Source organism: Micromonospora zhanjiangensis, from assembly GCF_042650605.1.
Taxonomy (GTDB): Bacteria; Actinomycetota; Actinomycetes; order Mycobacteriales; family Micromonosporaceae; genus Micromonospora_J; species Micromonospora_J zhanjiangensis.
In genome coordinates, this window is sequence record NZ_JBHSBN010000020.1 from 41,459 (window position 1) to 65,900 (window position 24,442).

General features: G+C 72.1%; 25 protein-coding genes. 9 read left to right on the top strand and 16 right to left on the bottom strand.

Annotated elements, in window-relative coordinates; translation table 11 throughout:
• Positions 1-117: 117 nt before the first annotated feature.
• The 4 genes from ACFOX0_RS24085 to ACFOX0_RS24100 all read right to left on the bottom strand — a co-directional run bounded on the left by ACFOX0_RS24085 (position 118) and on the right by ACFOX0_RS24100 (position 3,280).
• Positions 118-909, bottom strand: coding sequence for a hypothetical protein (locus tag ACFOX0_RS24085; protein ID WP_377549918.1), 792 nt, complete (start codon positions 907-909; stop codon positions 118-120).
• Between the two features lie 288 nt (positions 910-1,197).
• Positions 1,198-1,632, bottom strand: coding sequence for a VOC family protein (locus ACFOX0_RS24090; protein ID WP_377549920.1), 435 nt, complete (start codon positions 1,630-1,632; stop codon positions 1,198-1,200).
• 45 nt (positions 1,633-1,677) lie between these two features.
• Positions 1,678-2,367, bottom strand: a complete 690-nt coding sequence (locus ACFOX0_RS24095) for a peptidylprolyl isomerase (protein WP_377550072.1) — start codon at positions 2,365-2,367, stop codon at positions 1,678-1,680.
• A gap of 262 nt (positions 2,368-2,629) precedes the next feature.
• A complete protein-coding gene (locus ACFOX0_RS24100) occupies positions 2,630-3,280 on the bottom strand; it encodes a hypothetical protein (RefSeq protein WP_377549922.1) in 651 nt (216 codons plus the stop codon).
• Between the two features lie 127 nt (positions 3,281-3,407).
• Between ACFOX0_RS24100 and ACFOX0_RS24105 the strand changes: the two genes are divergently transcribed.
• A complete protein-coding gene (locus ACFOX0_RS24105) occupies positions 3,408-4,325 on the top strand; it encodes a TAXI family TRAP transporter solute-binding subunit (protein ID WP_377549924.1) in 918 nt (305 codons plus the stop codon).
• 6 nt (positions 4,326-4,331) lie between these two features.
• On the opposite strand, the gene ACFOX0_RS24110 is transcribed toward ACFOX0_RS24105, so the two are convergent.
• The 6 genes from ACFOX0_RS24110 to ACFOX0_RS24135 all read right to left on the bottom strand — a co-directional run bounded on the left by ACFOX0_RS24110 (position 4,332) and on the right by ACFOX0_RS24135 (position 9,658).
• The gene (locus ACFOX0_RS24110; RefSeq protein ID WP_377549926.1) at positions 4,332-5,744 is read right to left on the bottom strand and encodes a HAMP domain-containing sensor histidine kinase; all 1,413 of its coding nucleotides are present in this window, start codon (positions 5,742-5,744) and stop codon (positions 4,332-4,334) included.
• A gap of 4 nt (positions 5,745-5,748) precedes the next feature.
• Entirely contained in the window at positions 5,749-6,405 is a 657-nt protein-coding gene (locus ACFOX0_RS24115; protein WP_377549928.1) for a response regulator transcription factor, read from the bottom strand.
• A gap of 222 nt (positions 6,406-6,627) precedes the next feature.
• Positions 6,628-8,313, bottom strand: coding sequence for a DEAD/DEAH box helicase (locus tag ACFOX0_RS24120; RefSeq protein ID WP_377549930.1), 1,686 nt, complete (start codon positions 8,311-8,313; stop codon positions 6,628-6,630).
• A 107-nt stretch (positions 8,314-8,420) separates the two neighbouring features.
• Positions 8,421-8,588 carry a hypothetical protein gene (locus ACFOX0_RS24125; protein ID WP_377549932.1) on the bottom strand — a complete coding sequence of 56 codons (168 nt, stop codon included), beginning with the start codon at positions 8,586-8,588 and terminating at the stop codon, positions 8,421-8,423.
• Between the two features lie 179 nt (positions 8,589-8,767).
• Positions 8,768-9,268: a hypothetical protein gene (locus tag ACFOX0_RS24130; RefSeq protein ID WP_377549934.1), complete on the bottom strand. Its 501-nt coding sequence runs from the start codon at positions 9,266-9,268 to the stop codon at positions 8,768-8,770.
• Between the two features lie 66 nt (positions 9,269-9,334).
• Positions 9,335-9,658 (bottom strand): TniB family NTP-binding protein, encoded by a 324-nt coding sequence (locus ACFOX0_RS24135; protein ID WP_377550074.1) that lies wholly within the window; start codon positions 9,656-9,658, stop codon positions 9,335-9,337.
• 69 nt (positions 9,659-9,727) lie between these two features.
• On the opposite strand from ACFOX0_RS24135, the gene ACFOX0_RS24140 reads away from it, so the two are divergent.
• Positions 9,728-9,874: a hypothetical protein gene (locus ACFOX0_RS24140; protein ID WP_377550083.1), complete on the top strand. Its 147-nt coding sequence runs from the start codon at positions 9,728-9,730 to the stop codon at positions 9,872-9,874.
• Positions 9,875-10,322: 448 nt separating this feature from the next.
• The gene (locus ACFOX0_RS24145) at positions 10,323-10,772 is read left to right on the top strand and encodes a hypothetical protein (protein ID WP_377550085.1); all 450 of its coding nucleotides are present in this window, start codon (positions 10,323-10,325) and stop codon (positions 10,770-10,772) included.
• Between the two features lie 151 nt (positions 10,773-10,923).
• On the opposite strand, the gene ACFOX0_RS24150 is transcribed toward ACFOX0_RS24145, so the two are convergent.
• Positions 10,924-11,406 carry an SRPBCC family protein gene (locus ACFOX0_RS24150; protein WP_377549936.1) on the bottom strand — a complete coding sequence of 161 codons (483 nt, stop codon included), beginning with the start codon at positions 11,404-11,406 and terminating at the stop codon, positions 10,924-10,926.
• Positions 11,403-11,660: a hypothetical protein gene (locus ACFOX0_RS24155; protein WP_377549938.1), complete on the bottom strand. Its 258-nt coding sequence runs from the start codon at positions 11,658-11,660 to the stop codon at positions 11,403-11,405. The genes ACFOX0_RS24150 and ACFOX0_RS24155 overlap by 4 nt, the downstream gene beginning before the upstream one ends.
• Before the next feature lie 289 nt (positions 11,661-11,949).
• On the opposite strand from ACFOX0_RS24155, the gene ACFOX0_RS24160 reads away from it, so the two are divergent.
• Positions 11,950-13,041 carry a calcium:proton antiporter gene (locus ACFOX0_RS24160; RefSeq protein ID WP_377550076.1) on the top strand — a complete coding sequence of 364 codons (1,092 nt, stop codon included), beginning with the start codon at positions 11,950-11,952 and terminating at the stop codon, positions 13,039-13,041.
• Between the two features lie 105 nt (positions 13,042-13,146).
• Here ACFOX0_RS24160 and ACFOX0_RS24165 read toward each other — a convergent pair whose 3' ends face one another.
• Positions 13,147-14,280 carry a peptidoglycan recognition protein family protein gene (locus tag ACFOX0_RS24165; protein WP_377549940.1) on the bottom strand — a complete coding sequence of 378 codons (1,134 nt, stop codon included), beginning with the start codon at positions 14,278-14,280 and terminating at the stop codon, positions 13,147-13,149.
• Between the two features lie 191 nt (positions 14,281-14,471).
• Between ACFOX0_RS24165 and ACFOX0_RS24170 the strand changes: the two genes are divergently transcribed.
• The 4 genes from ACFOX0_RS24170 (at position 14,472) to ACFOX0_RS24185 (ending at position 18,329) form a co-directional block, all read left to right on the top strand.
• Positions 14,472-14,927: a hypothetical protein gene (locus ACFOX0_RS24170; RefSeq protein WP_377549942.1), complete on the top strand. Its 456-nt coding sequence runs from the start codon at positions 14,472-14,474 to the stop codon at positions 14,925-14,927.
• 182 nt (positions 14,928-15,109) lie between these two features.
• On the top strand, positions 15,110-15,775 hold the full coding sequence (locus ACFOX0_RS24175; protein WP_377549944.1) for a TetR/AcrR family transcriptional regulator: 666 nt from the start codon (positions 15,110-15,112) through the stop codon (positions 15,773-15,775).
• A gap of 23 nt (positions 15,776-15,798) precedes the next feature.
• On the top strand, positions 15,799-16,725 hold the full coding sequence (locus ACFOX0_RS24180; protein ID WP_377549946.1) for an ABC transporter ATP-binding protein: 927 nt from the start codon (positions 15,799-15,801) through the stop codon (positions 16,723-16,725).
• Complete coding sequence (locus ACFOX0_RS24185; RefSeq protein WP_377549948.1) at positions 16,722-18,329, top strand: ABC transporter permease; 1,608 nt, start codon at positions 16,722-16,724, stop codon at positions 18,327-18,329. Before ACFOX0_RS24180 ends, ACFOX0_RS24185 begins: the two co-directional genes overlap by 4 nt.
• A gap of 61 nt (positions 18,330-18,390) precedes the next feature.
• Here the strand turns inward: ACFOX0_RS24185 and ACFOX0_RS24190 are convergent, their stop codons facing one another.
• The 3 genes from ACFOX0_RS24190 to ACFOX0_RS24200 all read right to left on the bottom strand — a co-directional run bounded on the left by ACFOX0_RS24190 (position 18,391) and on the right by ACFOX0_RS24200 (position 23,690).
• Positions 18,391-20,880, bottom strand: a complete 2,490-nt coding sequence (locus ACFOX0_RS24190) for a DNA gyrase/topoisomerase IV subunit A (RefSeq protein WP_377549950.1) — start codon at positions 20,878-20,880, stop codon at positions 18,391-18,393.
• Positions 20,881-20,933: 53 nt separating this feature from the next.
• The gene (locus tag ACFOX0_RS24195) at positions 20,934-22,991 is read right to left on the bottom strand and encodes a DNA gyrase/topoisomerase IV subunit B (RefSeq protein WP_377549952.1); all 2,058 of its coding nucleotides are present in this window, start codon (positions 22,989-22,991) and stop codon (positions 20,934-20,936) included.
• Positions 22,992-23,276: 285 nt separating this feature from the next.
• The gene (locus ACFOX0_RS24200) at positions 23,277-23,690 is read right to left on the bottom strand and encodes a winged helix-turn-helix transcriptional regulator (RefSeq protein ID WP_377549954.1); all 414 of its coding nucleotides are present in this window, start codon (positions 23,688-23,690) and stop codon (positions 23,277-23,279) included.
• Positions 23,691-23,766: 76 nt separating this feature from the next.
• On the opposite strand from ACFOX0_RS24200, the gene ACFOX0_RS24205 reads away from it, so the two are divergent.
• Positions 23,767-24,408, top strand: a complete 642-nt coding sequence (locus ACFOX0_RS24205) for an NADPH-dependent F420 reductase (RefSeq protein WP_377549956.1) — start codon at positions 23,767-23,769, stop codon at positions 24,406-24,408.
• Positions 24,409-24,442: the final 34 nt, after the last annotated feature.

Consider the following 24,442-nt stretch of genomic DNA (forward strand, 5'->3'; position numbering starts at 1 on the left):
CGGTGGGGCGGCGCCGGTCGCGCCGAGCCGGAGGGTGACAACGAGGTCATCGACGCCTCCATTGGAGAAAACGTATAAAATGGAACGGTCGGGGTCAATGGCTTTGATCGACCTGACTCACCGCCGGGCGATCTCCCGCTGCCAGTCCTGGTCGATCCGGCTGGCCCACTCGGGTCGCACCTCCGGGCTGGCGTGGACCGTCGGTTCCGCGAACGACAACGCCCAGCGCGGCGCCAGCACCGTCGAGAACGCCAGATTCTCCTCCCGGGTGAGCCGGTCCAGGGCGATCGCCGGATAGGCCCCCCACACCTCCCGTTTCGCCTTCGCCAACTGCTGGTCGAACGACAGGGCCTCGTTCAACACCACCATGGCCGCCGCCGCGTGCTTGGCGTTGTACGGGATGCCGAGGTGGTCGAGGCTGCCGATGGTCCCCTCGCGGAGCGCGGCGGTACGGGTGGAGACCGGGAAACGCCCGCTCTCCAGCTTGTTGTTCGGCATCAGGTCGGGGTAGCCGCACCGCCACAGCTCGTCCCGCCGGCCGGCGGCGAACGCATCCCCGCTCAGCCGCACCAGATCGACCGCGCCGTCGGCGTCGCGGCCGGCGCGCCGCTCGGCGCGGGCCCGGTCGACCGCCGCCGGCGCGTCGACGCCCGGCACCCGGACGATCCGGACGCCGTACCGGGCGACCGCGGGGGCGAGATGCTGGTCCACGTACGCCTCGGCCGTCGCCGAGCCGTCGCCCAGGTAGAGGTTCACGGTCTGGCCACCGGCCTCGGCGAGCACCTCGTCCCAGCTGCCGAACGCCCGTACCGGGGCGGCCCTGTCACCCGGTTCGCCGCAGCCGGTGGTCGCCACGACCAGCCCGACGGCTCCCGCCGCGACGAGCCGCCGGATGCCCCGCCCGGTCACGCGCGCCCGCCGGCTCCGCCACGCGCCGGCGGCACGAGGGCGATCCGCCGCCGCAGCCGGACCACGGCCGGGTGGTCCGGACGGTTACTGACAACGGTCCGTCCGGTTGTGGATCTCGACTACGTGGCAGATGGTGACCGCCCATTGCGGTGAGCACCATGGCAAACGACGACATGTCCGCCGTACCCGGACGCCGGGGAAGACACGGTCCGGCCACAGTGGTCGATGACGGCACGGGTCGATGTCCCGACCGGACACCCGCCGGTGTCGTGGCCCGTCCGGCGTCGCTCAGTCCGTCGCGAACAGCCGGGACTCGTCGCGGAACGCCTTGAACTCCAACGCGTTGCCGGCCGGGTCACGCAGGAACATGGTCCACTGCTCGCCCGGTTCCCCGGCGAACCGCAGGTACGGCTCGACGACGAACGGCACCCCGGCGGTCCGGATCCGCTCGGCCAGCGCGTGGAAGTCCTCGATCGACAGCACCAGTCCGAAGTGCGGTACGGGTACCTGGTGGCCGTCGACCGGGTTGCGCCCGGCGTCCGCCGACCCGGCCCCGGGGACCAGGTGGGTCACCAGTTGGTGGCCGTGGAAGTCCCAGTCCACCCAGTGCGCGGCCGACCGCCCCTCGGGCAGGCCCAGCACGCCGCCGTAGAAGGTGCGGCCGGCCGCCAGGTCGTCGACGGGAACGGCCAGGTGGAACGCGGGACGGCGGGACTCGGTCATCGGATCGCTCCTCGATTCGGTGCTCCTCCCGCCCCCTGCGGTCGGTCAGCGGTGGGTCGACGCCCGGTGGATCCGGGTCGTCCGGGCCGGCGGCCCGTCCAGGCCGGCCGGGTCGGCGGCCGGGTCCACCCCGCCCGCGGCGATCCGGTCCAGGGTGGCCAACCCGCGGGCGTCCACCGTCCCGAAGATCGTGTAGTCGGGACGCAGCGCCGAATCTCCGTACACCAGGAAGAACTGGCTGCCGTTGGTGTCCGGTCCGGCGTTGGCCATCGCCAGCACGCCCCGGGCGTACAGCTTGCGGTCCGGCCGGACCGGCGACGGCGGCAGGTCGGTCGGCAACTCGTCCCGGTAGCGGTAGCCCGGCCCGCCCTCACCGGTGCCGGTCGGGTCGCCACACTGCAGGACCTGCAGGGTCGGGTACGTGGTGAGCCGGTGACAGACGGTCCGGTCGTAGAACCGGTGCCGGACCAGGTGCAGGAAACTCTGCACCGTGCACGGCGCCTGGGCCCGGTCCAGGGTCAGCCCGATCCCGCCCTGGTTGGTACGCAGGTCGACCCGGACGGTGCCGCGGTCGGGCGTACGACGGGGGTCGGGCGGCAGCGGGACCGGTCGGGCCGCCGGCTCGTCCGGCGTCTGGGTGTACTGACAGGGACCGTGGGTGACCTTCGGCGGCCCGGCCGCCGGCGCGGCCGCCGCGGGCGCGGCACCGGCGACGGTCAGCGTGGCGGCGGTCAGCGCCGCCGCCCCGACACCGCCCAGTAGCCGCCACCGTCGCGCCGGGCCGACCGGGGCCCGCCGGGCCGGGTCGACAGGGTTTCCGTGGTGACGCCGCTCGCTCAGCAACACGTCCGTCCTTCCCGAGGCATCGTCGCACTCGAATAGACCTACCTCGCAGGGTCTAGTCGATCTCGGGGCGACCGTCAAGAGGCACCACTGGCGGGGCTCCGGCCGGCCCGCCCCCGTCTGCGGGCCCGCCGGAACCCCGCCGCCCGCCCCGTCAGGCCGTGGCCAGGACGGTCGGGTGTCGAGTGGGCGAGGCCGGCCGGTCCGCCGCCGCCCGGATCCGCTCCGGCAACCGTTCGCGCGCCGGGACGGCCAGCAGGGTGCACCCGCCCGCGCGCCGGGTGCTGACCGGCACGCCGAGCACCCGGGCGGACCGGACCAGGACCGCGGCGGTGTCCGGGTCGCTGACCCGGATGCCGAGAAAGTCCGGTCGGCACCGCCGGCCGGCCGCGAGCAGCGCCGCCCGCCAGGCCGCGGTCGCCAGCTCCACGCGTACGGTATGCCGGGGCGAACTGGATCCGACCGGCAGCCCGGCCAGCAACTCGTTCCGGCCGGCGCTCCAGGCGTGGTCGAACACCCCGCGCAGCGGTTCGGCCCGCTCCGCGGGCACCACCACCCGGTACAACCGGTGCTGCCGGTGCCCGCCCGCGGTCAGGTTCACCCGGGTCGCGGCGACCGTGCCGGCGGCGAGCAACTCGACCAGGCGGTCCGCCGGCCGGTCGTCGCTGAACTCGGCAAGCACCCCCGGCGGGCGGCTGACCGGACGCCGCAGCCTGGGATAACGGACCGCGGTGATGCTGGTGCAGCGCAGCAGGACGGCCGACTCGAACTGTGGGGCCAACGCGACCTGGGGGCCGGTGCTCATGCGATGAATATGGCCGCTTCCACCCGAGGGGCCTATTGCTCCGGTCATCTCTTGAGGGAAACTTGCGGCGGCCGACCGGCAGGCCGGTCCGCCACCGTCCGATCCGGACCCGAGGGGGGTGCCCGAGGTGCCACGCAGACGCTGGTCGGCGTGTCTACTGCTGGTCGCCGTGCTGGTGGCCGGATGTGAGCAGCCGGTCCCGCCCGGGCGGACGGTCCGGATCGCCACCGGCAGCCCCACCGCCGTCTACTACGCCATCGGCAACGCGTACGCCCGGATCCTCTCCGCCGAACTGCCCGGCACCAGCGCCGAGGCGCTGGTCACCGCGGCGTCCGCGGCCAACGTGGCGCTGGTCCGCGACGGTGGGGCCGAGGTGGGTTTCACCCAGGCCGACATCCTCAACGGACTCCCGCAGTCCTCGTCGATCTCGGCGATGGCCCGGGTCTACGACGATCATCTCCACCTGGTGGTCGCCGCGCGGGGACGGATCCAACGGCTGGCCGACCTGCGCGGTCGCGCGGTCTCGGTGGGCGCACCGGGCTCGGGCACCGAGGTGACCACCGGCCGGCTGTTGGCCACCGCCGGGCTGACCGGCGCGCTCACCGAGTCCCGGCTGGGGCTGGACGACTCCGCCGCCGAACTGGCGGCCGGTCACATCGACGCGTTCTTCTTCTCCGGCGGGCTTCCGGTGGCGGCGGTGAACCAGTTGTCCAGGCGGACCCCGATCCGACTAATCGACCTCGGCGAGTGGGTCGGACCGCTGCGCAAGCGCTACGGGGACGTCTACGTCGCCCGGGACGTGCCGCGATCCGTCTACGGCCTGCCGGTGATCACCACGGTCGCGGTGCCCAACTATCTGATCGTCCGCAACGACCTGCCCCGCGGCCTGGTCTACGACCTGACCCGGCTGCTGATCGAGAAACGGGACCAACTCGGCCGGGCCCATCCGGCGGCGGAGCAGCTGAACGCCCGGTCGGCCATCACCACCGCCCCGCTGCCGCTGCATCCCGGCGCGATCGCGTACTACCGCGACGCGAAGCACTGAACCTCTTCACGCCGGTTCCCGGTCCGGCGGTACGGCGTCGACCTCGGTGCCGGCGGCGGGCAGCCAGATCCGCGCGTCCAACCCGTGCGGCCGGGCGGTTTCCAGCGTCAGCGTGCCGCCGGACGCGGTCACCAGGACCTCGACCAGCGGCAGTCCCAGGCCGGCGCCCTGCACGTTCTGGGTGTCGGGGGCGCGCCAGAACCGGTCGGTGGCATGCCGCAGCTGTTCCTCCGACATCCCGGGCCCGTCGTCGGTCACCCGCACGACCACGCCGTCGGCCACCGGTCGGACCACGACCCGTACCGTGTCGCCGGCGGTGCAGAACTTCAACGCGTTGTCGATCAGCGCGTCGAGCGCCTGGGACAGGCCGGTGGCGACCGCCCGTACCGGTCCGGTCTCGGCGGGCAGGTCGGCCGACAGGGTGATCTCCCGCTGCTGCGCCAGCGGTTGCCAGGCGGCGAGCCGGGACTCGGCGATCCCCACCGGGTCGGTGCGCTCCAACCGGTGCGCGCCGTTCTCGGCCCGGGCCAGCGCCAGCAGCCCGTCGAGGATCCGGGCCAGCCAGTCGGTCTCGGCGAGGGCCGACTCCAGACCGGCCCGGCCGTCCTCGCCGGTGATGTCCTGGCCCAGCTCCTCCACCCGCAGCCGAAGCGCGGTCAACGGGTTGCGGAGCTGGTGACTGGCGTGCGCGACGAACATCCGCTGCCGGTGCAGCGAGTCGGTGACGGTGTCGGCCATCTCGTTGAACGCCACGGTGAGCCGGCGCAGCTCCGGCGGTCCGAGTTGCCGCGGCACCCGGGCCGCGTGGTCGCCGGAGGCGATCCCGTGCGCGGCGGCGTCCAATTCGGTGACGGGCTTGAGCACCCACCGGCTCAGCGCCGTCGCCGCGACCGCGGAGGCCAGCATGGCGAGCAGCCCGACCCCGGCCAGGGCCGCCCACTTGGTGACCACTCCGGCGCGCACCTCGCCGCTGTCCGAGACAGTGGCCACCGCCCCGGTCACCTCTCCCCCGCCGCCCACCGGCACGGCCGCCACCAGCGGGACGTCCTGCCAGGGCCAGATCCCCGCCGGACTGGCGGACTGGTCGCCGGCCAGCGCGCGCCGGACGGCCGCGCCGAGGTCGCCCTCGATCCGCAGGTCGGTACGGCTGGTGGCGATGATGAGGTTGTCCTGATTGACGATCACCACGCCGATGTCGTACAGCTGGTCGTAGCGGCCGATCTCCAGGTCGATCGGGGACAGTTCGCCGGTGCGCAGGGCCGGCTCGGCCAGCGAGGCGAACCGGAACGCGTCGGCCAACCGGTCGGCGGCCAACCGCTGGGTGTCCCGGGTCACCAGGGTCATCCCCAACGGCACCTCCAGGGCCAGCAGGACGAGGCAGAGCAGCGCGAGGTAGGTGGCGGTCAGCCGGCCACGCATCGCCTCAGCCGGCCTTGAGCCGGTAGCCGACCCCACGGACGGTCTGCACCAGGTCGTCCGCGCCGAGCTTGCTGCGCAGCGACCCGATGTGCACCTCCAGGGTGTGACCGCCTCGCCAGGTGGTCTGCCAGACGTCCATCAGGATCCGGTCCCGCGGCACCGCCACCCCGGGTTGGCGGGCCAGCGAGAGCAGCACGTCGAACTCCTTGCGGGTCAGTGCCACGAGCCGGCCGTCGTAGTGGACCTCGCGCGCGGCGACGTCGATGGTCAGCGGGCCGAACGAGAGCACCGAACTGGGCGGCGCCACCCAGGTCGCCCGGCGCAGTACCGCCTCGATCCGGGCCTGCAACTCGGCCATCGAGAACGGCTTCACGACGTAGTCGTCGGCGCCGGTGCGCAGGCCGACCACCCGGTCGCGTTCCTCGCTGCGGGCGGTCAGCACGATGATGCCGATCCCCGGGCTCGCCGCCCGGAGCGTCCGGCACACCGTCAGCCCGTCGCCGTCGGGCAGGTTCAGGTCCAGCAGTACCAGGTCGACCGGGCCGGCGGCGAGCGCCGCGGCGACGGTCTCGACGTGCTCGACCAGGTAACCCCGTCGACGCAGGCCGGCCGCCAGCGCACCCGCCACCCGGACGTCGTCCTCCACCAGCAGCAGCCGCATGGGATGATTCTGCCCGCCCGACGCGGAGTCCGTACGCCCGCCTCCGGCGCTCGGCCGGCGCGCGGCGACCATTGAACCTTTTTCAACCTGAACCGCGCGGTGCGCAAGCCGCGTCTTCGACCTCGGCCGACGCCGGAGCGCAAGGGGAGGTTGAAAAAGGTTCATTGCGGACGGTGGCCGGCCCACGCCGTCAGGTCCGGCCGGCGGGCCGGCGGCGGCCGGCTAGCGGTCCTGGTCGCGCTCGCGGCGGGCGGTGACCCGCTTGCCCTTGATGGTGGTCGCCCGCAGCGCCTCGACCACGTCGTTGACCGCCGAGTCCGGCACCTCGACCAGGGAGAACCGGTCCGCGATCTCGATCGCGCCGATCTGGCGCCCGCTCAGCCGGGACTCGTTGGCGATCGCACCCACCAGATCCTGCGGCCGGACCCCGACCCGGCGACCGACGCCGACGAAGATACGGGTCATCCCCTCGTCCCGGCCCCGGTACTCCCGCCGGTCGCGGCCGCCGGTGTGCTCCCGCCGGCCGCGTTCCGCCCGCTCCGCCCGGGGCACGAACTGCGGGATCTCCTCCTCGTCGTCCACCGCGCCGCCGGTGGCCTCGTGGGCCAGTTTCACGGCGGCCAGCGCCACGTCCATCACGTCGTACTCGTCGGCCAGCGTCTCGACCACCACCCGGAACCGCTCGAAGTGGTCCTCGATCAGGCTCTCCTCCAGCGCGGCCCGGGTCAGCTCCAACCGCCGGGCGTGCAGGTCGGCGACGGTGGGGATCTTCTCCACCGTGATCCGCTGCCGGGTGACCCGCTCGATCGTCTTGAGCATCCGGTGCTCGCGCGGCTCGGCCAGGGTGATCGCGACCCCCTCCCGGCCGGCCCGACCGACCCGGCCGATCCGGTGCACGTACGACTCCGGCGCGGACGGCAGGTTGTAGTTGACCACGTGGGTGAGCTGCTCGATGTCCAGGCCGCGGGCGGCGACGTCGGTGGCCACCAGCAGGTCCGCCGTGCCGGTACGCAGCCGGCCCATCACCCGGTCGCGCTGCTCCTGGCTCATCCCGCCGTGCAGCGCCTCGGCGCGGTAACCCCGCCCGTTGAGCGTCTCGGTGAGCTGGTCGACCTCCTCCCGGGTCCGGCAGAAGACGATCGCCGCGGTCGGCGCCTCGACGTCCAGGATCCGGCCCAGGGCCGCCGGCTTGTGTGCCCGGGCGACCAGGTACGCGCTCTGCCGTACCTTGGGGGCCTCGCCCGGTGCGGCCTGTTCCCGTTCGATCTGGATCCGGACCGGCTCGCGCAGGTGGCTACGGGCCATCGCGTCGATCCGGGGCGGCATGGTCGCCGAGAAGAGCACCGTCTGCCGTTCCTGGGGCGCCTCCTGCAGGATCGCGTCGATGTCCTCGGCGAAGCCCATGTCCAGCATCTCGTCGGCCTCGTCCAGCACCACCGTGCGCAGCGAGCCCAGCCGGAGCGTGCCGCGGCTCAGGTGGTCCAGCGCCCGGCCGGGCGTGGCGATCACCACGTCCACGCCGCTGGCCAGGGCCCGCAACTGCCGGCCGATCGGCTGACCGCCGTAGATCGGCAGCACCCGGGTGCCGAGTTCCCGGCCGTACCGGTGGAACGCCTCGGAGACCTGCACCGCCAGCTCGCGGGTGGGCACCAGGACCAGCGCCGCCGGCTCGACGCCGCCGGTGTCCGCGCCGATCAGCTGCAGCACCGGCAGCGCGAACGCGGCCGTCTTGCCGGTGCCGGTGGCCGCCTGGCCGAGCAGGTCCCGCCCGGCCAGCAGCGGTGGGATGGACTCCCGCTGGATCGGGGTGGGCTCCTCGTAGCCGAGGCTGGTGAGCGTGTGCAGCAGCTCGGGGCGCAGCGTCAGGTCGGCGAAGCTGGCCGCCTCGTCGGTGTCGCTCTGGGTCATGATCGCTGCTCCTCGCCCCGGGTCCGCGCGGCCCCGGTCCCACCATTCTCGACCCGGCCCGCCGGGCCGCTGGCAGGTGGGTCCGGTGCCGCCGCGCCGCCGCCGTGCTACGACGCCGGTGCGGCGGCCAACCGCCGGGACCGTTCCTGCGCGCCGATCAGGTCATCCGGCAATAAATCCGGCACCCCGGCGACGAACCGGCGCAGGGTCCGGACCCCGAACCCGAGGCCGGTGATCACCGCCAGCGCGATACCGAAGACCAGGTACGCGGCCACCGCGCGGGCCAGCCGGACGGCCAGGGTGGCCCGCAGCGGCAGGGTGATCCCGAAACCGGCCGGGTCACCGGCGCGACCCGGATCGTGACACGAGGCATCACCCGCATGTCTCCCCCACGGACAGGCGGACGTGTCCTGTCCGGTGAAGGCTTCGGATGATCAAGGCTGCGGCCTGTCTCTCAAGCTCCGGTAGGCGTGGCGCTGTCGGACCACCTCAGCTCGTCACGGACGGCATCCATCAATGCCCTCTTGTAGGGAAGGATGTAGTTCCACCAGTCCTCATGGCGTTCTTCGTGGCGGGCTACTTCGTTTAGGGCCTGCGCGTGGCGCGCGAGCGGTAGGCGCAGGCGCTCGGAGCACAGGATGTCTACCTGCGCATGGGCGAGCCAGATCTGCTCGACCATCAGCGCTACGTCCTCGAAGTCGCGGCCGTACTCTCTCGCGTAGAGCTGGCTCTGAAGGTGCTGGGCAGCTTCCAGATAACCGGCGATTGCAGTTTTGACCTCAGCGCGCTGAGCGCTCTGCAGGGCTTGCTCGCGCTCTTCTCGCCGCTGGTTGTCCTGGATCTCGATCTCGCGCCACCTTGAACGCATCGCCAGAACCTGGATGATCACAGCTGAAGCGAGTGTTCCTGCAACACCTACGACAGCGACCACCAGGGCCGTGACATTGCTGCTCATCAGCGTCTCCAGACGGTCGGGGCGTGAGTTGTTCAGGTCTACTTTCCGATCGAATGATCTTGTGCTTCAGAGTGGGTGCGCGACCCCGGCGAACCGGCCCTTGGACTCGACCTCGATCCCGGCGTAGACGAACGTGGCCGGCAGCCGCTCGGCGAAGTATTTGAGCTGGTCGGACACCTCCGCGCCGGTGCGGGTAGCGAGGTTGAGGTTGTGGATCTCGTCGACCAGGACCAGCTCGACGCCGGTGTGTGCGGCGGTGGCGCAGACCGCGTTGACGACGTCGGTGATGTTGGCCCGACCGGAGAACTCCAGGCCAAAGAAGCGGGCGAACTCGACCGCGAGCATCCGCGCGGTCGCGGCGGGCGGGACGGTGACGTAAAGGACCGGCAGCCGGTGCGGCTGGTCGGGTGCCGCTTGCGTACCGCGCGTTCGTGGGTGCGGCCGAGCTGGGTCAGCGCGGTGGTCTTGCCGGTGCCCGACGCGCCGCTGATGATGGCGCCGCGCCGGGCGGAGATCTGCCGGCGGTTGAGCTGCACCAGCAGCCGGCCGGTGGACAGCACCTGCCGGATAGTCGGGGTGTTCACCAGGGGCAGCTCGGCGTGGTAGTCGCGGCGGGCCTCGTCGTGCGCGGCCCGCTGCCGGTTGGTCAGCGCGAGCGGCTCGGCGCCGGTGAGCACCGGTGGCGGCTCGGGTTGGTAGTCGACGAACCGGAGCCAGCCTTCCTTGGTGGTGGGCGGGTCGTCGGGGGCCAGGGCGTCGTCGAGGGCCGGGCTCATATGCACCTTTCCGCGTCGGCGTCGGCGTCGAAGATACCGAACGGGATGACCTGCGCGTCCGGCTGTACTGGCTCGGCCGGGGCGGGGGTCCGGGCAGGACGGGTCGGTGCGGGCGGCGACCTTCGCGCTGGCCCGGTCCCGGCCGTACTCGGCGCGGGTGAGCAGTTCGTCCAAAGCGCGGGCGACCTCGGCCTCGGTGACCTGCTCGCCGGGAGCCGCCGCGGCGGCCAGGCGGGGTCGCAGGCCCGCTCGAACGTCTCGGACACGAACACCCGGCCGTGGTCGATGACGATCTGGTCCGGGATGATGACCGGCCGGGCGGCGGCCTCCCGCATCCGCGCGTCGACGTCGACGAGCCGGGCGTGTGGCAGCCGGGACGCGGACATGCGCAGCGCGTTGGCCAGCCCGGCCGGATCGGCTCCGGGACCGGCATCCGGGCCAGCAGCAACGCCGCGTCCACGGCCTTGGTGCCGACCGGACGCAGTACCCCGGCGCAGATCGTGCGGGTGGCCACGTCGACGGCGATGGTCGGGTTCGCCCGGGCCATCAGCCCGGTGTCCAGCAGCACCATTACGTCGATCGGGGTGGAGTCGATCTGTACCTGCTCTCCGGGCCGGGACGCGAACGTCGGGGTGAACGCCCCGGCCGGCCGGTTGGCCGTCTGCCGGCGGGTGACCGCCGAACCGAAGGTGTGCCTGCCGGCCGACAGCCGGTCGACCAGCGCGTAGAACGCCGTGCGGCCGGGCAGCGGCACCACCCCCGGCCCGTGGATCTCCTCCACCCGGTTGACCACGCGCCGGATCAATCCGCCCCATCGAGAGCGGCTCGCCCGGACCCGGCGCACCGGATCGCGGCATGTGCGGACATCGTTTCGTGCGATCACGACGGTTCGCGCTGACGGTCGGTCGAGATGGTTTCGACTCGGCGCTTCAGCGCGGCGTTGTGTCGCTGGAAACTTATGAGGGATGCCGCGATGACACGCCCGAGCAATGGCACGATCAAGCCGCGGTAGGTTTCGCCCTGGGTCACGTGGGTGCCGTATCCGTCGTCGATCGGCTCCAGTGTGAACCAGTGTTCACCACCGAAGACTCCGGGAAGGCTGCCGCGCAGGCGTAGTTCGTGCCCGGGATCGACGATGAGGACGCGGGGCCGGATCCTTATCGGAGGACCGATCGGCGGGTGCATGTGGAAGGTCACCCGGCGCCCCGGGACGAGCTCGCCCTCGGCTCGCCGGATCTGCGGGTTCCACTCGGGGTAGCCGCCGAAGTCGATCAGTACGGCCCACACCTCGGCGGCGGGACGGTCGATATCGACCGTGGTAGAGACCGCCCGGGTGCACCAGGCGCGCAACCGGCCCGTCATCGGGGCCTGGCCGCCTTGACGTACCTGGCGAAGCGTTGATGTGCCGCCTGCCTGCTGATGCCGAACGCGTCCCCGATCTCCGACCATGACGCGCCCCGCCTGCACGCGGCAACCGCCGCCTCGGCAGCGGCCGCACGGGCCAGCGCCTCGACGCGGGCCGACATGGCCAGCGCCCCGAACGGATCAGAGCCGGTCAGCGCAGTCAGCCGCGCCCGCAGCAGCGTCAGTTCGTCTTGTTCGGGCCGCTCAACCATGCGTCAAGGATCCTTGACGCAGCGCCTCTCGTCAAGGATCCTTGACGACCCTCACGCAGAGTCGAAGATGCACGCTCATCGGCAGATCCGGTAGGGGGCATCGCGGGCAACGTCCAGCCCGTCCCGGATACGGGCAACGTCCCAGCCCGTTCCCGATCCGTACCGGCCCGGTTCGGGGCGGGAACGGCACACCCGTCGGGTCGGTCGGACGGCCGGTCACGCGATGGTGATTCCGGCGTGCCAGGCGTCGACCGGGTAGATCGTCTGGCAACGTTGACGCGTGACCGAGCTGAGAAACTCCTGGCTGAGCCGTTGGACCGTGGTCGTTCCGATCATCGCGGCCGCGGCCCTGGCGCTCACCTGGGGCCGGAACCTGCCATCCGCCCTCGTGGTGTTGGTCGCCGCGTTCCTGGCCGGGGCGGTCATGGCCGCGGTCCACCACGCCGAGGTGGTCGCGCACCGGGTCGGCGAACCGTTCGGATCGCTGGTGCTCGCCGTCGCGGTCACGGTGATCGAGGTGGCGCTGATCGTCACGTTGATGATCAGCGGGGGCGACAAGACGGCCTCCCTCGCCCGGGACACCGTCTTCGCCGCGGTGATGATCACCTGCAACGGGATCGTGGGGCTGTGCCTGCTGCTCGGCGCGCTGCGCCACCGGGTGGCGGCCTTCAACCCGGAGGGCACCGGCGCCGCCCTGGCCACGGTGACCACCCTCGCCGCGCTCAGCCTGGTACTGCCCACCTTCACCACCAGCAAGCCGGGACCGGAGTTCTCCTCCGATCAACTGACCTTCGCCGCCCTGGCCTCGCTCGCCCTGTACGGACTCTTCGTGGCGGTGCAGACGGTGCGACACCGGGACTACTTCCTGCCCGTGGCCGACGAGGGCGAGATCGTCGACGGCGCGGAGCACGCCCGGCCGCCGTCCACCCGGACCGCGCTGGTCAGCCTCGGTCTACTGCTGGTCGCGCTGGTCGCCGTGGTCGGCGACGCCAAGGCCATCTCGCCCACCATCGAGTCCGGGGTGACCGCGGCCGGTTTCCCGCAGTCGGTGGTCGGTGTGGTGATCGCTCTGCTGGTGCTGCTGCCGGAGACGCTGGCCGCGGCCCGCGCGGCCCGCCGCGACCGCGTGCAGACCAGCCTCAACCTGGCGTACGGCTCGGCCATGGCCAGCATCGGGCTGACCATCCCGACGATCGCGCTGGCCTCGATCTGGCTGCCCGGACCGCTCCTGCTCGGCCTCGGCGCCACCCAGATGGTGCTGCTGGCGCTGACCGTGTTGACCGGCATCCTCACCGTGGTGCCGGGCCGGGCCACCCCGCTGCAGGGTGGGGTGCACCTCGCCCTGTTCGCCGCCTTCCTCTTCCTGGCCGCCAGCCCCTGATCCCTGGTCGTCAGCCCTCGATCCCTGGTCGTCAGCCCCTGGGTCCGGCCCGGTCACCCGGCACGAGCACGCCCGGGTCTGTGCTCGGCCGGATGGGCGGCCGGCTCAGCGGGCGGCGAACGCCTGACGGACGACGCCGCCGACCACCGCGCACCAGGTGCTCGTGCTGACCTTGCCGTTCGGGGTCAACCCGTGCAGTCGCTGCAGGTCCTGGACCGCCTTCATGGTCGGCTGGTCGTACGTCCCGGTGACGGTGACGTCCGCGTACCCCTTGTTCCGCAGGATGTACTGCACCGCCTTGACCGGCAGCCCGGTGGCGTCCTTGGCCAACTCCGGCGCCAGCGTCTCCCAGGTCGGTCCGGTCAGGGTGGCGTCGACGTCGACCGGGAGGCCGTTGCGGGCCTGCCAGTCCTGCACCGCCGCCACGGTCGCCGCGTCGAAGACGCCGTTCACCGGCACGGCGTAGCCGCGGAAGTTCAGCAGGTACTGGGCGACCTGGACCACCGGTCCGCCGACGAACCGCCAGATGTCCGGCCAGCGACGGGCCGGAACATCACCGGCCGGCGTGCCGAGGCCGGCGGCCACCCGGCGGCGCAGGGCGGGAAACTCCCGGTAGAACAGAATGCCCGGGCAGTCGGTGGCGCGGAAGTCCCAGTGCCCGAAGATGTCGTGGGCGTGCAGCCCGTACCGCTGGCAGATGGTCACGCACAGCCGGGTCAGCGAGTCCAGCAGGGCTGCCGGCGGCGTCTCGGTGACGTACGTGCCCTCGTTCTCGATGCCGATGGCGTTGCCGTTCTCGCCGGGACAGTGCGCCGCGACCACCTGTTGCCGGCCCTCCCGCAGGGTCTCCAGGCTGCGGTGCCGGCCTTCCAGGACGTAACCGCCCCGGCTGACCGTGAAGTGCTGTCCGGTGTCCGCCCAGCCGTTGCCGTCCATGTGCAGGTCCTGACAGCTGCGGGCCAGCCGCAGCGCCTGGTCCCGGGAGTAGTCGGTGACGTTCGGGAAGGCCATGTGGTGCACGATGATCTTGTTGGTGGTGTTGCCGCTGAGCTGGATCGTGCTCGCCGGCGGTCGGGCGCCCCAGTCGTCGCAGCCGATGATCCAGTCCAGGTCCGCCCCGGGTGCGGCCTGCGCCGCCGTCCCGGCGGCCAGTTCGGTGCCGACGACGGCCACCGCCGCCGCGCCCAGGCCGGCCCGCAGCAGCGTACGGCGGTCGAGTTCGTGCTGGTCGAAGGGCATGACGTCGCCTCCAGTGGCTGCATGAAAAAGACCTACGCTTGCACCTACCGGCTCGGAGAATATTGCCAAAGATGGCCCGGCACCAGGGGCCGGGTCGGTTTTTGTCCCACCGGTCCGGTCCGGCCCGGCCGCCGGGACACGGCGCCCGCCGGCCGGTTTGGCGCGGGCCGGAACCGGCGAAGAGGAGGACCATGAGCAGGTACCCGGATCCGACGCTCGACGGGAACGTCTACCCCTCCGAGGAGGAGATGGACCCCACCGGGCAGGGCATCGAGCCGAGCGGCGAGTCACCGGCCGACGCGCCGGAACCGGTGACCGCGCCCCCCGCGCCAGCCGCGGCGACGCCGCAACCGCCGGGTCCGACCCGGATGCCCGGGGGCCACCGGTACGCGCCCGACGCCCCACCGCCGAGCGACCACCGGCCTCCGGTCGGATCGCCGGTGGCGGGAGAGTCGCACACGATCGTCACCCACCACCTGGACGGTTCCACCGAAACGATCACCGACCTGGACGGCGACGGGATCGCCGACATCGTGCAGTTCGACCTGGACGGTGACGGCGTACCGGACGTGACCTATCTGGACACCGACCACGACGGGCGACTGGACACCGTGCACCGCAACCCGCACTACCGCCCCCAGGGCTGACTCCGGCCGGCGGGGCAGCGCACACCCCCGGACCCGGCACCACCCCCACCTGCAGCCGACGTGACCCTCGGTGACGGCGGCCACCCGACCACGTCGTGGTGGCGCCTTGCCGAGCCGCTATACGCGTGTATAGCATTCTGTCCGTACGGATAGTTTCCAATACACGTGTACAGGAGGTGCCGATGTCAGCCGTCCCGGCCGGCCAGCCGGCGTTCGAGGACCTGACCACTCGGGCCCGGATCCGGGACGCGGCCATCCGACTGTTCACCGAGCGCGGCATCGACGCGGCGACGGTCCGGGACATCGCGAAGGAGGCCGGTGTCTCGGCCGGCCTGATCCGGCACCACTTCGGCTCCAAGGAGGCGCTGCGCGACGCCTGCGACAGCTACGCCATGGACCAGGTCAACCAGCTGCGCAAGCAGATGTTCACCGACGGACGGCTGGCCGACCCGCTGTTCCTCGTCTCCGCCTATCCGCAGATGGCGCTGTGGCGGGAATACCTGCTGCGCTCGATGATGGACGGTTCACCCGCGGCGGGGGCGATGTTCGACGACATGGTCGCGGTCGGTGAGGACTGGCTGACCGAGCAACCGATCGAGTCCGCCGACCCGCGGGCCTACTCCGCGGTCCTGGTCGCCATGAAGGTGGGCGTGTTCCTGCTCCGGGAACAGCTGTCCCGGGCGTTGGGGGTCGACGTGGACTCCCCCGAGGGGCAGGCGCGGGTCACGCGGGCGTTCGTGGAGATCTTCTCCCAGCCGATGATCAACCCCCAGCAGGCCGCCCAGCTCGGGGCGGCGCTGGACCAACTCCGGAAACAAGGCCCGTCCGCACCGGACATGGCCGCCTGACTTCTTCCCGAAGGAGTACCACGATGACCGAGGCGATCCAGATCGATGGCCTGGTCAAGACGTTCGGACGCACCCGCGCCCTGGACGGCCTGGACCTGACCGTGCGCACCGGCGAGGTGCACGGCTTCCTCGGACCCAACGGTGCCGGCAAGAGCACCGCCATCCGGGTCCTGCTCGGGCTGCTGCGCGCCGACTCCGGCACGGTACGACTGCTCGGCGGCGACCCGTGGAGCGACGCCACCGCCCTGCACCGCAGGCTGGCGTACGTGCCCGGCGACGTCACCCTGTGGCCCAACCTGTCCGGTGGCGAGGTGATCGACCTGCTCGGCCGGCTGCGCGGCGGGATGAACCGGCAACGCCGCGACGAACTGCTGGAACGCTTCGACCTGGACCCGCGCAAGAAGGGCCGTGCCTACTCCAAGGGCAACCGGCAGAAGGTGGCGCTGGTGGCCGCGTTCGCCTCCGACGTGGAGCTGCTGCTGCTCGACGAACCCACCTCCGGGCTCGACCCGCTGATGGAGGAGGTCTTCAGTGAGGTCGTGCGGGAGGCCCAGGACCGGGACGGGCGCACCGTGCTGCTGTCCAGCCACATCCTGTCCGAGGTGGAGGCGCTCTGCGACCGGGTCACCATCATCCGCGACGGCCGGGCCGTGGAGAGCGGCTCCCTGGCCGACCTGCGCCACCTGACCCGCACCTCGATCGAGGCGGAACTGGCCGGGCCGGTCGCCGGGCTGGCCGACCTGCCGGGCGTACACGACCTGCAGGAACACCACGGTCGGGTGCGCTTCGACGTCGACACCACCGCGTTGGACGCGACCCTGCGCCACCTCACCGCCGTCGGCGTACGCAGCCTGGTCAGCCAGCCACCCACGCTGGAGGAGCTCTTCCTGCGGCACTACGACCGGGCCGGCAACCGCACCGGTGCGCGGCACCTGGAGGCGACCCGATGAACATCGTCGTCGGTGCCGGCAGCCTGGTCCGGCTGATCCTGCGCCGGGACCGGGTGCTGATGCCGCTGTGGGTCCTGGCCTTCGGCCTCATCCCGCTCAGCTACGTCACGTCGTTCGCCGACCTGTTCCCCACCGCCGCGCAACGCCAGCAGTACGCCGACCTGAGCGCCACCAACGCGACCTTCGTCGCGCTGTACGGCCCGCTCAGCGGCGCCAGCCTCGGCGAACTGGTCGCCTGGCGGGCCGGCTTCATCCCGGTCATGATCGGGTTGATCAGCCTGCTGACCGTCATCCGGCACACCCGTACCGATGAGGAGGCCGGCCGGCGGGAACTCGTCGGTTCGACGGTGGTCGGCCGGCACGCCACCCTGGTGGCCGCGCTGCTGGCCACCGCGCTGGCGAACCTCGCGACAGGCCTGATCCTGGTGCTGGGCCTGATCGGCCAGGGCCAGCCGGCCGCCGGGTCGTTGGCGATGGGTACGCAGTTCACCGCCGTCGGCTGGATCTTCGCCGCGGTCGGCGGGGTGGCCGCCCAGCTCACCGCCGGCGCCGGCCGGGCCCGCGGCATCGCGATCGTCGTCCTCGGTGTCGCCTTCCTGGTGCGCGTCGTCGGCGACATCTCGGGCCTGTCCGACGGCGTCCTGTCCTGGCTGTCCTGGATCTCACCGCTCGGCCTGGCACAGCGCATCCAACCGTACGGCGGGGAGCGCTGGTGGGTGCTCGGCCCGGCGGTCGTGCTCGCCGCGCTGGTGGCCGCGGCGGCGGTCGCCCTGTCCGGCCGACGCGACGTCGGCGCCGGCCTGCTGCCCGACCGGCTCGGGCCGGCCACGGCCGCGCCCGGCCTGCGCTCCCCACTGGCCCTGGCCTGGCGGCTGCACCGCGGCCTGCTGGCCAGCTGGACGCTCGGGTTCGCGGTGCTCGGCATCGTCTTCGGCGGGGTCGCCAAGGGCGTCGGCGACATGATGGACGGCAACCAGGCCCTGCAGGAGATCATGCTCCGGCTGGGCGGCAAGGCCGGCATCATCGACGCCTACCTGGCGGCCATCCTGAACCTGCTCGGCCTCATCGCCGCCGGGTACGCCGTCCAGGCCGCCCTGAAACTGCGCGCCGAGGAGTCCGCCGGGCACGCCGAGCCACTGCTGGCCGGCGCGGTCGGCCGGTTCCGCTGGGCCGCCAGTCACCTGCTCTTCTCGGCCCTCGGCCCGGTGCTGGCGCTGGTTACCGCCGGCGTCGCCACCGGGCTGGTCTACGGCGCCAGCGTCGGCGAGGTGGGGCGGCAGGTGCCCCGCGCGCTGGCCGGCGCGGTGCTGCAGATACCCGCCGTCTGGGTGCTCGCGGCGGTGGCGGTGCTGCTGATCGGGCTGCTGCCCCGGCTCGCCGGAATCGCCTGGGGCGCGCTGGCGGTCTGCGTACTGCTCGGGCTGGTCGGCGCGTCCCTGCAGCTGAACCAGCGACTGCTGGACGTCTCACCGTTCGTGCACATCCCCAAGGTGCCCGGCGGGACGTTCTCCGCCACGCCACTGGTCTGGCTCACCGCCGTGGCGGTGCTGCTCGGCGGGGCGGGTCTGGCGGGCCTGCGCCGGCGGGACGTCCCCACCGCCTGACCGACCGGGGCGGGTCGCCGGACCGTTCGTGGTCCGGCGACCCGCCCGTACGTGACCGGCGTCAGCCGCGTTCGATCAGGTGGCCGACCACCTCCGGGCCGAGCAGCACCGGCGAGCCCGAGCCGTCCCGGCGGCCGAGTTCGGCGGGCAGCTCGACCGGCTCACCGGTGGCCGTGGCCCCGGCCGGCCGGGGACCCACCCAGGCGACCACCAGCTCGCTCTCGCCCTTGAGGAAGCGATGCGCCCGGACCCCGCCGGTGGCCCGCCCCTTCGCCGGGTACTCGGCGAACGGGGTGACCTTCACGCCGCGACCCGTCGAGGTGACCACCATCGGCGCACCGTGCTCCGGATCGTCGGTGCGGACCGCGCCGAAGAACACCACCTCGGCCCCGGCCGACCGGTTGATGCCGGCCATCCCGCCGCCCTTCAGACCCTGCGGGCGGACCAGCTTGGCGGCGAACCGCAGCAGCGACGCGTCCGACGTGACGAACGTGAGGTTCTCGGTGCCGTCGACCAGCCAGCTCGCGCCGATCACCTCGTCGCCGTCCTTGAGGCCGATCACCTCGAACTCGTCCGACCGGACCGGCCACTCCGGCGCGCAGACCTTCACCACGCCGTGCCGGGTGCCCAACGCCAGGCCCGGCGAGCCGGCACCCCGGTCACCCAGCGGCGCGAGGCCCACCACGTGCTCGCCGGCCTGCAACGGCACCAGCTCGGAGGCGGACATCCCGCCCCGCAGCGACACCGTGCCGCCCTGCTCGGGCAGCACCGGCAGCGGCAGCACGTCGGTCTTGAACGCCCGGCCCGTGTTGGTCACCAGCAGCACCTGACCGCGCGCCGTCGCGCCGACGACGGCCCGGACGGTGTCGTGCCGTACCCGACCGTTGCGCCGCCGACCCTCGACCGCCTCCTCGGACTCGGCCGCGGTGCGGGCCACCAGGCCGGTCGCCGAGAGGATCACCTGGCAGGGGTCGTCGGCCACCTCCAGCGGACCGGCCGGCGCGGACGCGGCCAGCACCTCCTTGAGGTCGCCGTCGATCAGCGTGGTCCGCCGCTCGGTGCCGAACTCCTTGACGACCGCCGCCAACTCGGTCGAGACGACCTTCCGCAGCACACTCTCGTTGTCGAGGATCTCCGACAGCTCGGCGATCTCGGCGCGCAGCCGCTCCTGCTCGCTCTCCAGTTCGAGCCGGTCGAACTTGGTCAGCCGGCGCAGCGGGGTGTCGAGGATGTAGTTGGCCTGGATCTCGGACAGCTTGAACTGGCGCATCAGGCCGGCACGGGCGGCCGCCGCGTCCTCGCTGCCACGGATCAGCTTGACCACCTTGTCGATGTCCAGCAGCGCGATCAGCAGGCCGTCGACCAGGTGCAACCGGTCCTGCCGCTTGCGCCGTCGGAACGTCGTCCGCCGGGTCACCACCTCGTACCGGTGGGCCAGGAAGACCTCCAGCAGCTCCTTGAGGCCGAGGGTCTGCGGCTGTCCGTCCAGCAGGACCAGGTTGTTGATCCCGAACGACTGCTCCAGCGGGGTGAGCCGGTACAGGTCGGCCAGCAGCGCCTGCGGGTTCACCCCCACCTTGCACTCGATCACCAGCCGGGTGCCGTTCTCCCGGTCGGTCAGGTCCTTGACGTCGGCGATGCCCTGCAACCGCTTGGTCTTGTTCACCTCGTCGGTGATCTTCTCGATCACCTTCTCGGCGCCCACCCCGTACGGCAGCTCGGTGACGGTGATCGCCTGCCGGCCCCGGCTGCCCTGCACCGGGCCGATCTCCACCTGGCCACGCATCCGGACCACCCCGCGACCGGTCTCGTACGCCTTGCGCACCTCGTCCAGGCCGAGCAGCAGCCCGCCGGTGGGCAGGTCCGGGCCGGGCACGAACTCCATCAGCTTGTCCAGCGAGGCGTTCGGGTGGGTGATCAGCCAGCGGGCCGCCGCGACGACCTCGCCCAGGTTGTGCGGGATCATGTTGGTGGCCATCCCGACCGCGATCCCCGAGGTGCCGTTGACCAGCAGGTTCGGGAAGGCGGCCGGCAGCACCTTGGGCTCCTGCAACGAGCCGTCGTAGTTCGGCTTGAAGTCGACGGTCTCCTCGCCCAGCTCACCGACCAGCAGCATCGCCGCCCGGGACATCCGAGCCTCGGTGTATCGGCTCGCGGCCGGTCCGTCGTCCGGGCTCCCAAAATTTCCATGGCCGTCGATGAGTGGGGTGTTCAGCGAGAAGTCCTGGGCCAGCCGGACCATCGCGTCGTAGATCGCCAGGTCACCGTGCGGATGCAGTCGGCCCATCACGTCGCCGACCACCCGGGCGGACTTCACGTGGGCCCGGTCCGGACGGTGGCCCTGCTCGCTCATCGAGTAGAGGATCCGCCGGTGTACCGGCTTGAGGCCGTCCCGGGCGTCCGGCAGCGCGCGGGAGTGGATGACCGAGTAGGCGTACTCCAGGTAGGAGTCCTCCACCTCGGTCCGCAGCGGATTGTCGACCACCCGCGCGCCCGCCTGGTCGAAGGCGGACAGGTCGACCTTCGGCTGGTTGCCCTTGCGGCGTGCCATGCTCAGCGATCTCCTCGGAAAGGTTCAGGTCGGGTGTCGGGGCGGGTGCCGGATCAGGCGTCGATGGCTTCCTGGTCGACCCGGCTCGCGGAATCGACCAGCCAGTTGCGGCGCGGCTCGACCTTCTCCCCCATCAGCAGTTCGAGCACCTGCTCGGCGGCCTCGACGTCGTCCATCGTGATCCGTCGGACCGACCGGGTCGCCGGGTTCATGGTGGTGTCCCACAACTCGTCGGCGTCCATCTCGCCGAGGCCCTTGAACCGGGGCACCGGGGAGACCACCTGCTTGCCGGCCTTCTCCAGCCGGGCCACCGTCCGCTCCATCTCGGCCTGGGTGAAGGTGAAGATCGTCTCCGGGTTCCGCCCCCTGGTGGTGACCTTGTGCAGCGGGGGCATCGCCGCGTACAGCCGGCCGGCCTCGATCACCGGTCGCATGTACTTGGCGAACAGGGTGATCAGCAGGGTCCGGATGTGCGAGCCGTCGACGTCCGCGTCGGCCATGATCAGGATCCGGCCGTAGCGCATCGAGCCGAGGTCGAACGTGCGTCCCGAGCCGGCACCGAGCACCTGCACGATGGCCGAGCACTCGGCGTTGTCCAGCACCTGCTGCAGGCTGGCCCGCTGCACGTTGAGGATCTTGCCTCGGATCGGCAGCAATGCCTGATATTCGGACGAACGGGCCATTCTGCTCGTCCCGAGTGCGCTGTCGCCCTCCACGATGAACAGCTCACTGCGCTCGACCCCGGTGGACCGGCAGTCGACCAGCTTCGGCGGCATCGACGCGCCCTCCAGCGCGGTCTTGCGCCGGGCGGCGTCCTTCTGCTGCTTCTGGGTCAGCCGCACCCGGGCCGCGTCCACGATCTTCTGCAGCACCGTGCGCGCCTCGGCCTTGGTCCGCCGGCCGTCCAGCCACGTCTTGACGTGCTGCTCGACCACGTTCTGCACCACCTTGGTGATGCCCGCGGTGGAGAGTTCGTCCTTGGTCTGCGAGGTGAACTGCGGCTCCGGGATCCGGACGTGCACGACGGCGGTCATGCCCTCCAGGACGTCGTCCAGGGTGGGCAGGTCCTCCTTGGGGCGCAGCAGGCCCCGGCTGTTGCGGATCGCCTCGGTCAGCGCCCGTACGGCGGCCCGTTCGAAGCCCTTGCGGTGGGTGCCGCCGTGGGTGTTGCGGATCGTGTTGGTGAAGCACTCGACGGTGCGCTCGTAGCCGGTGCCCCAGCGGAACGCCACCTCGACCTCGGCCCGCCGCTCGACGCCGGAGCGCATCACGCCGTTCTCGTCGGCGGCGTTCTCCTTGTAGGTGCCCGTACCGGTGGCCAGCAGGGTGCCGGAGACCGGCTTGTCGCCGGTCGGGGCGAGGAACTCCACCATGTCGGCCAGGCCGTTGGGGAAGGTGAACTCCTCCTCGGTGGCCTCCTCGCCGGTCTCGTCCCGCAGCACGAAGCTGACGCCGGGGACCAGGAAGGCGGTGTTGCGCAGCTTGGTGCGGACGGCGTCGACGTCCAGCGCCGCGCCGGTCTCGAAGTAGCGGGCGTCGTACCAGTACCGGGTGCTGGTGCCGGTCGTCTCGGCGCGCCGCATCTTCCGGGTCACCCGCAGGCCGGACTCGGGGGTGAACCGCGCCGTCGGACCGTCGCCGTCGAAGGCGCCGGGGATGCCGCGCTGGAAGGACATCTGGTGAACCTTGCCGCCGCGCCGGACGGTCACGTCGTACCGCAGCGAGAGGGCGTTCACCGCCGAGGCGCCGACGCCGTGCAGGCCACCGGAGGTCTTGTAGCCGGAGCCGCCGAACTTGCCGCCGGCGTGCAGCCGGGTCAGCACCAGTTCCACGCCGGACAGGCCGGACTTGCCGTGCACGTCGGTGGGGATGCCGCGCCCGTCGTCGTCGACCTGCACCGAGCCGTCGGCGTGCAGGGTGACCTCGACCCGGGTGGCGTGACCGGCGACACCCTCGTCGGTGGAGTTGTCCAGGATCTCGTTGACGAGATGGTTGACGCCCCGACTGTCGGTCGACCCGATGTACATGCCGGGCCGCTTCCGGACGGCGTCCAGGCCCTCGAGGTGCGTGAGGTCGTCGGCCCCGTACAGGGTCTCGGGCTGCGCAGTCAACTCGTCGTACTCCCCGGATCGTGGCGGCGGAACACCCCCGCTGGACGTGTCGTCAGGCGGTGCGGCTAACCCCCAGGTCAGCTCGCTGAGCCTAACCGGCGGGTCGGACAACGAACCGATCACCCGCCGGATGGCGGCCGGCGGCCGAAACCGGGCACCGACCCCGGAGGGTACGTCCCGGGACGCCGGACGCATCCGGCAGGACCGTGATCGGACCAGGCTCCGAGTTTCACAACCGACCCGCCGCCGCGCCGATTCCCGGTGGCCGGGCTGCCACGGCCCGGATTATTGTCCGTCGGGCCCCGCCGAGCGTGGCTGATCATGTCCCTTCGGCCAATCTTCGGGCCATGGGTCCGCCCGTTCCTGGGCGGCCATCACCTCGTCGCCGTGGGCGAACGCCCACGCACCGATCGCCTCGATCAACGGCAGCAGGCTGCGGCCGAGTTCGGTGAGCCGGTAGTCGACCCGTGGCGGTGCGCCGGGGTACGGGACTCGTTCCACCAGCCCGTTGAAGGCCAACCGGCGCAGCGTCTCGGTGAGCACCTTCGGACTGATGCCGCCGATCCGCTCACGCAGGTGAACGGGGCGGGCCGGGCCGTCGCGCAGCGCCCACAGCAGCACGGCGTTCCAGGTGTTGGCCAGTAGGTCGAAGGCGAGCCGGGCCCGACAGTCGGCGAGGAACGGCTGGTCGATACTCACGCACCGAATGGTGCCCGATCCGGTTCGTACTGTCGTCTTGAATCCTTCCCCGGTACGGCACACAGGAGTGGACACGATGCGAATCGGAATCATCGGCACCGGCAACATGGCCGAGGCACTGGGCGGGCAGTGGGCCCGCGCCGGGCACGACGTACTGGTGGGCGGTCGGAACGCCGGCCGGGCGACGGCCCTCGCGGAGCGGATCGGCGCGCGGCCCGGCGACCCGCGGGACGCCGCCGCGCACGGCACGGACGCGGTCCTGCTGGCGGTGCCGTACGCCGGTGCCGGCGACCTGGTGGCCGGCCTGGCCGACGCGTTGGACGGCCGCACGGTGATCGACTGCAGCAACCCGCTCGGCGCCGGGTTCCTCCTCGATACCAGGGGTGGCCCCTCCGCCGCGGACCGCATCGCGGCGGCCGCACCCGGATCCCGGGTGGTCAAGGCGTTCAACCTCTGCCACGAGAGCGTGTGGCGGTTGACCCCACCGGTCTTCGACGGCCGACCGCTCGCCGTCCCGCTCTGCGGCGACGACCCGGCCGCTCTGGAGACCGTCCGGCGGCTGGTCCGCGACCTCGGCTGCGAACCGGTCGACGGCGGCGGCCTCGACCGCGCGGAGCTGCTGGAGGCAACCGCCGCCTTCCTGATCGGGCTGTGGGTGGGCGCGGGAGCCGACGCCCAGGCGATCGCCCCGCCGTTGGCGTACTCCGGGGCCCGGTAGCCCGGTGATCAAGCGGTGAGCTGGCCGCGGCGGC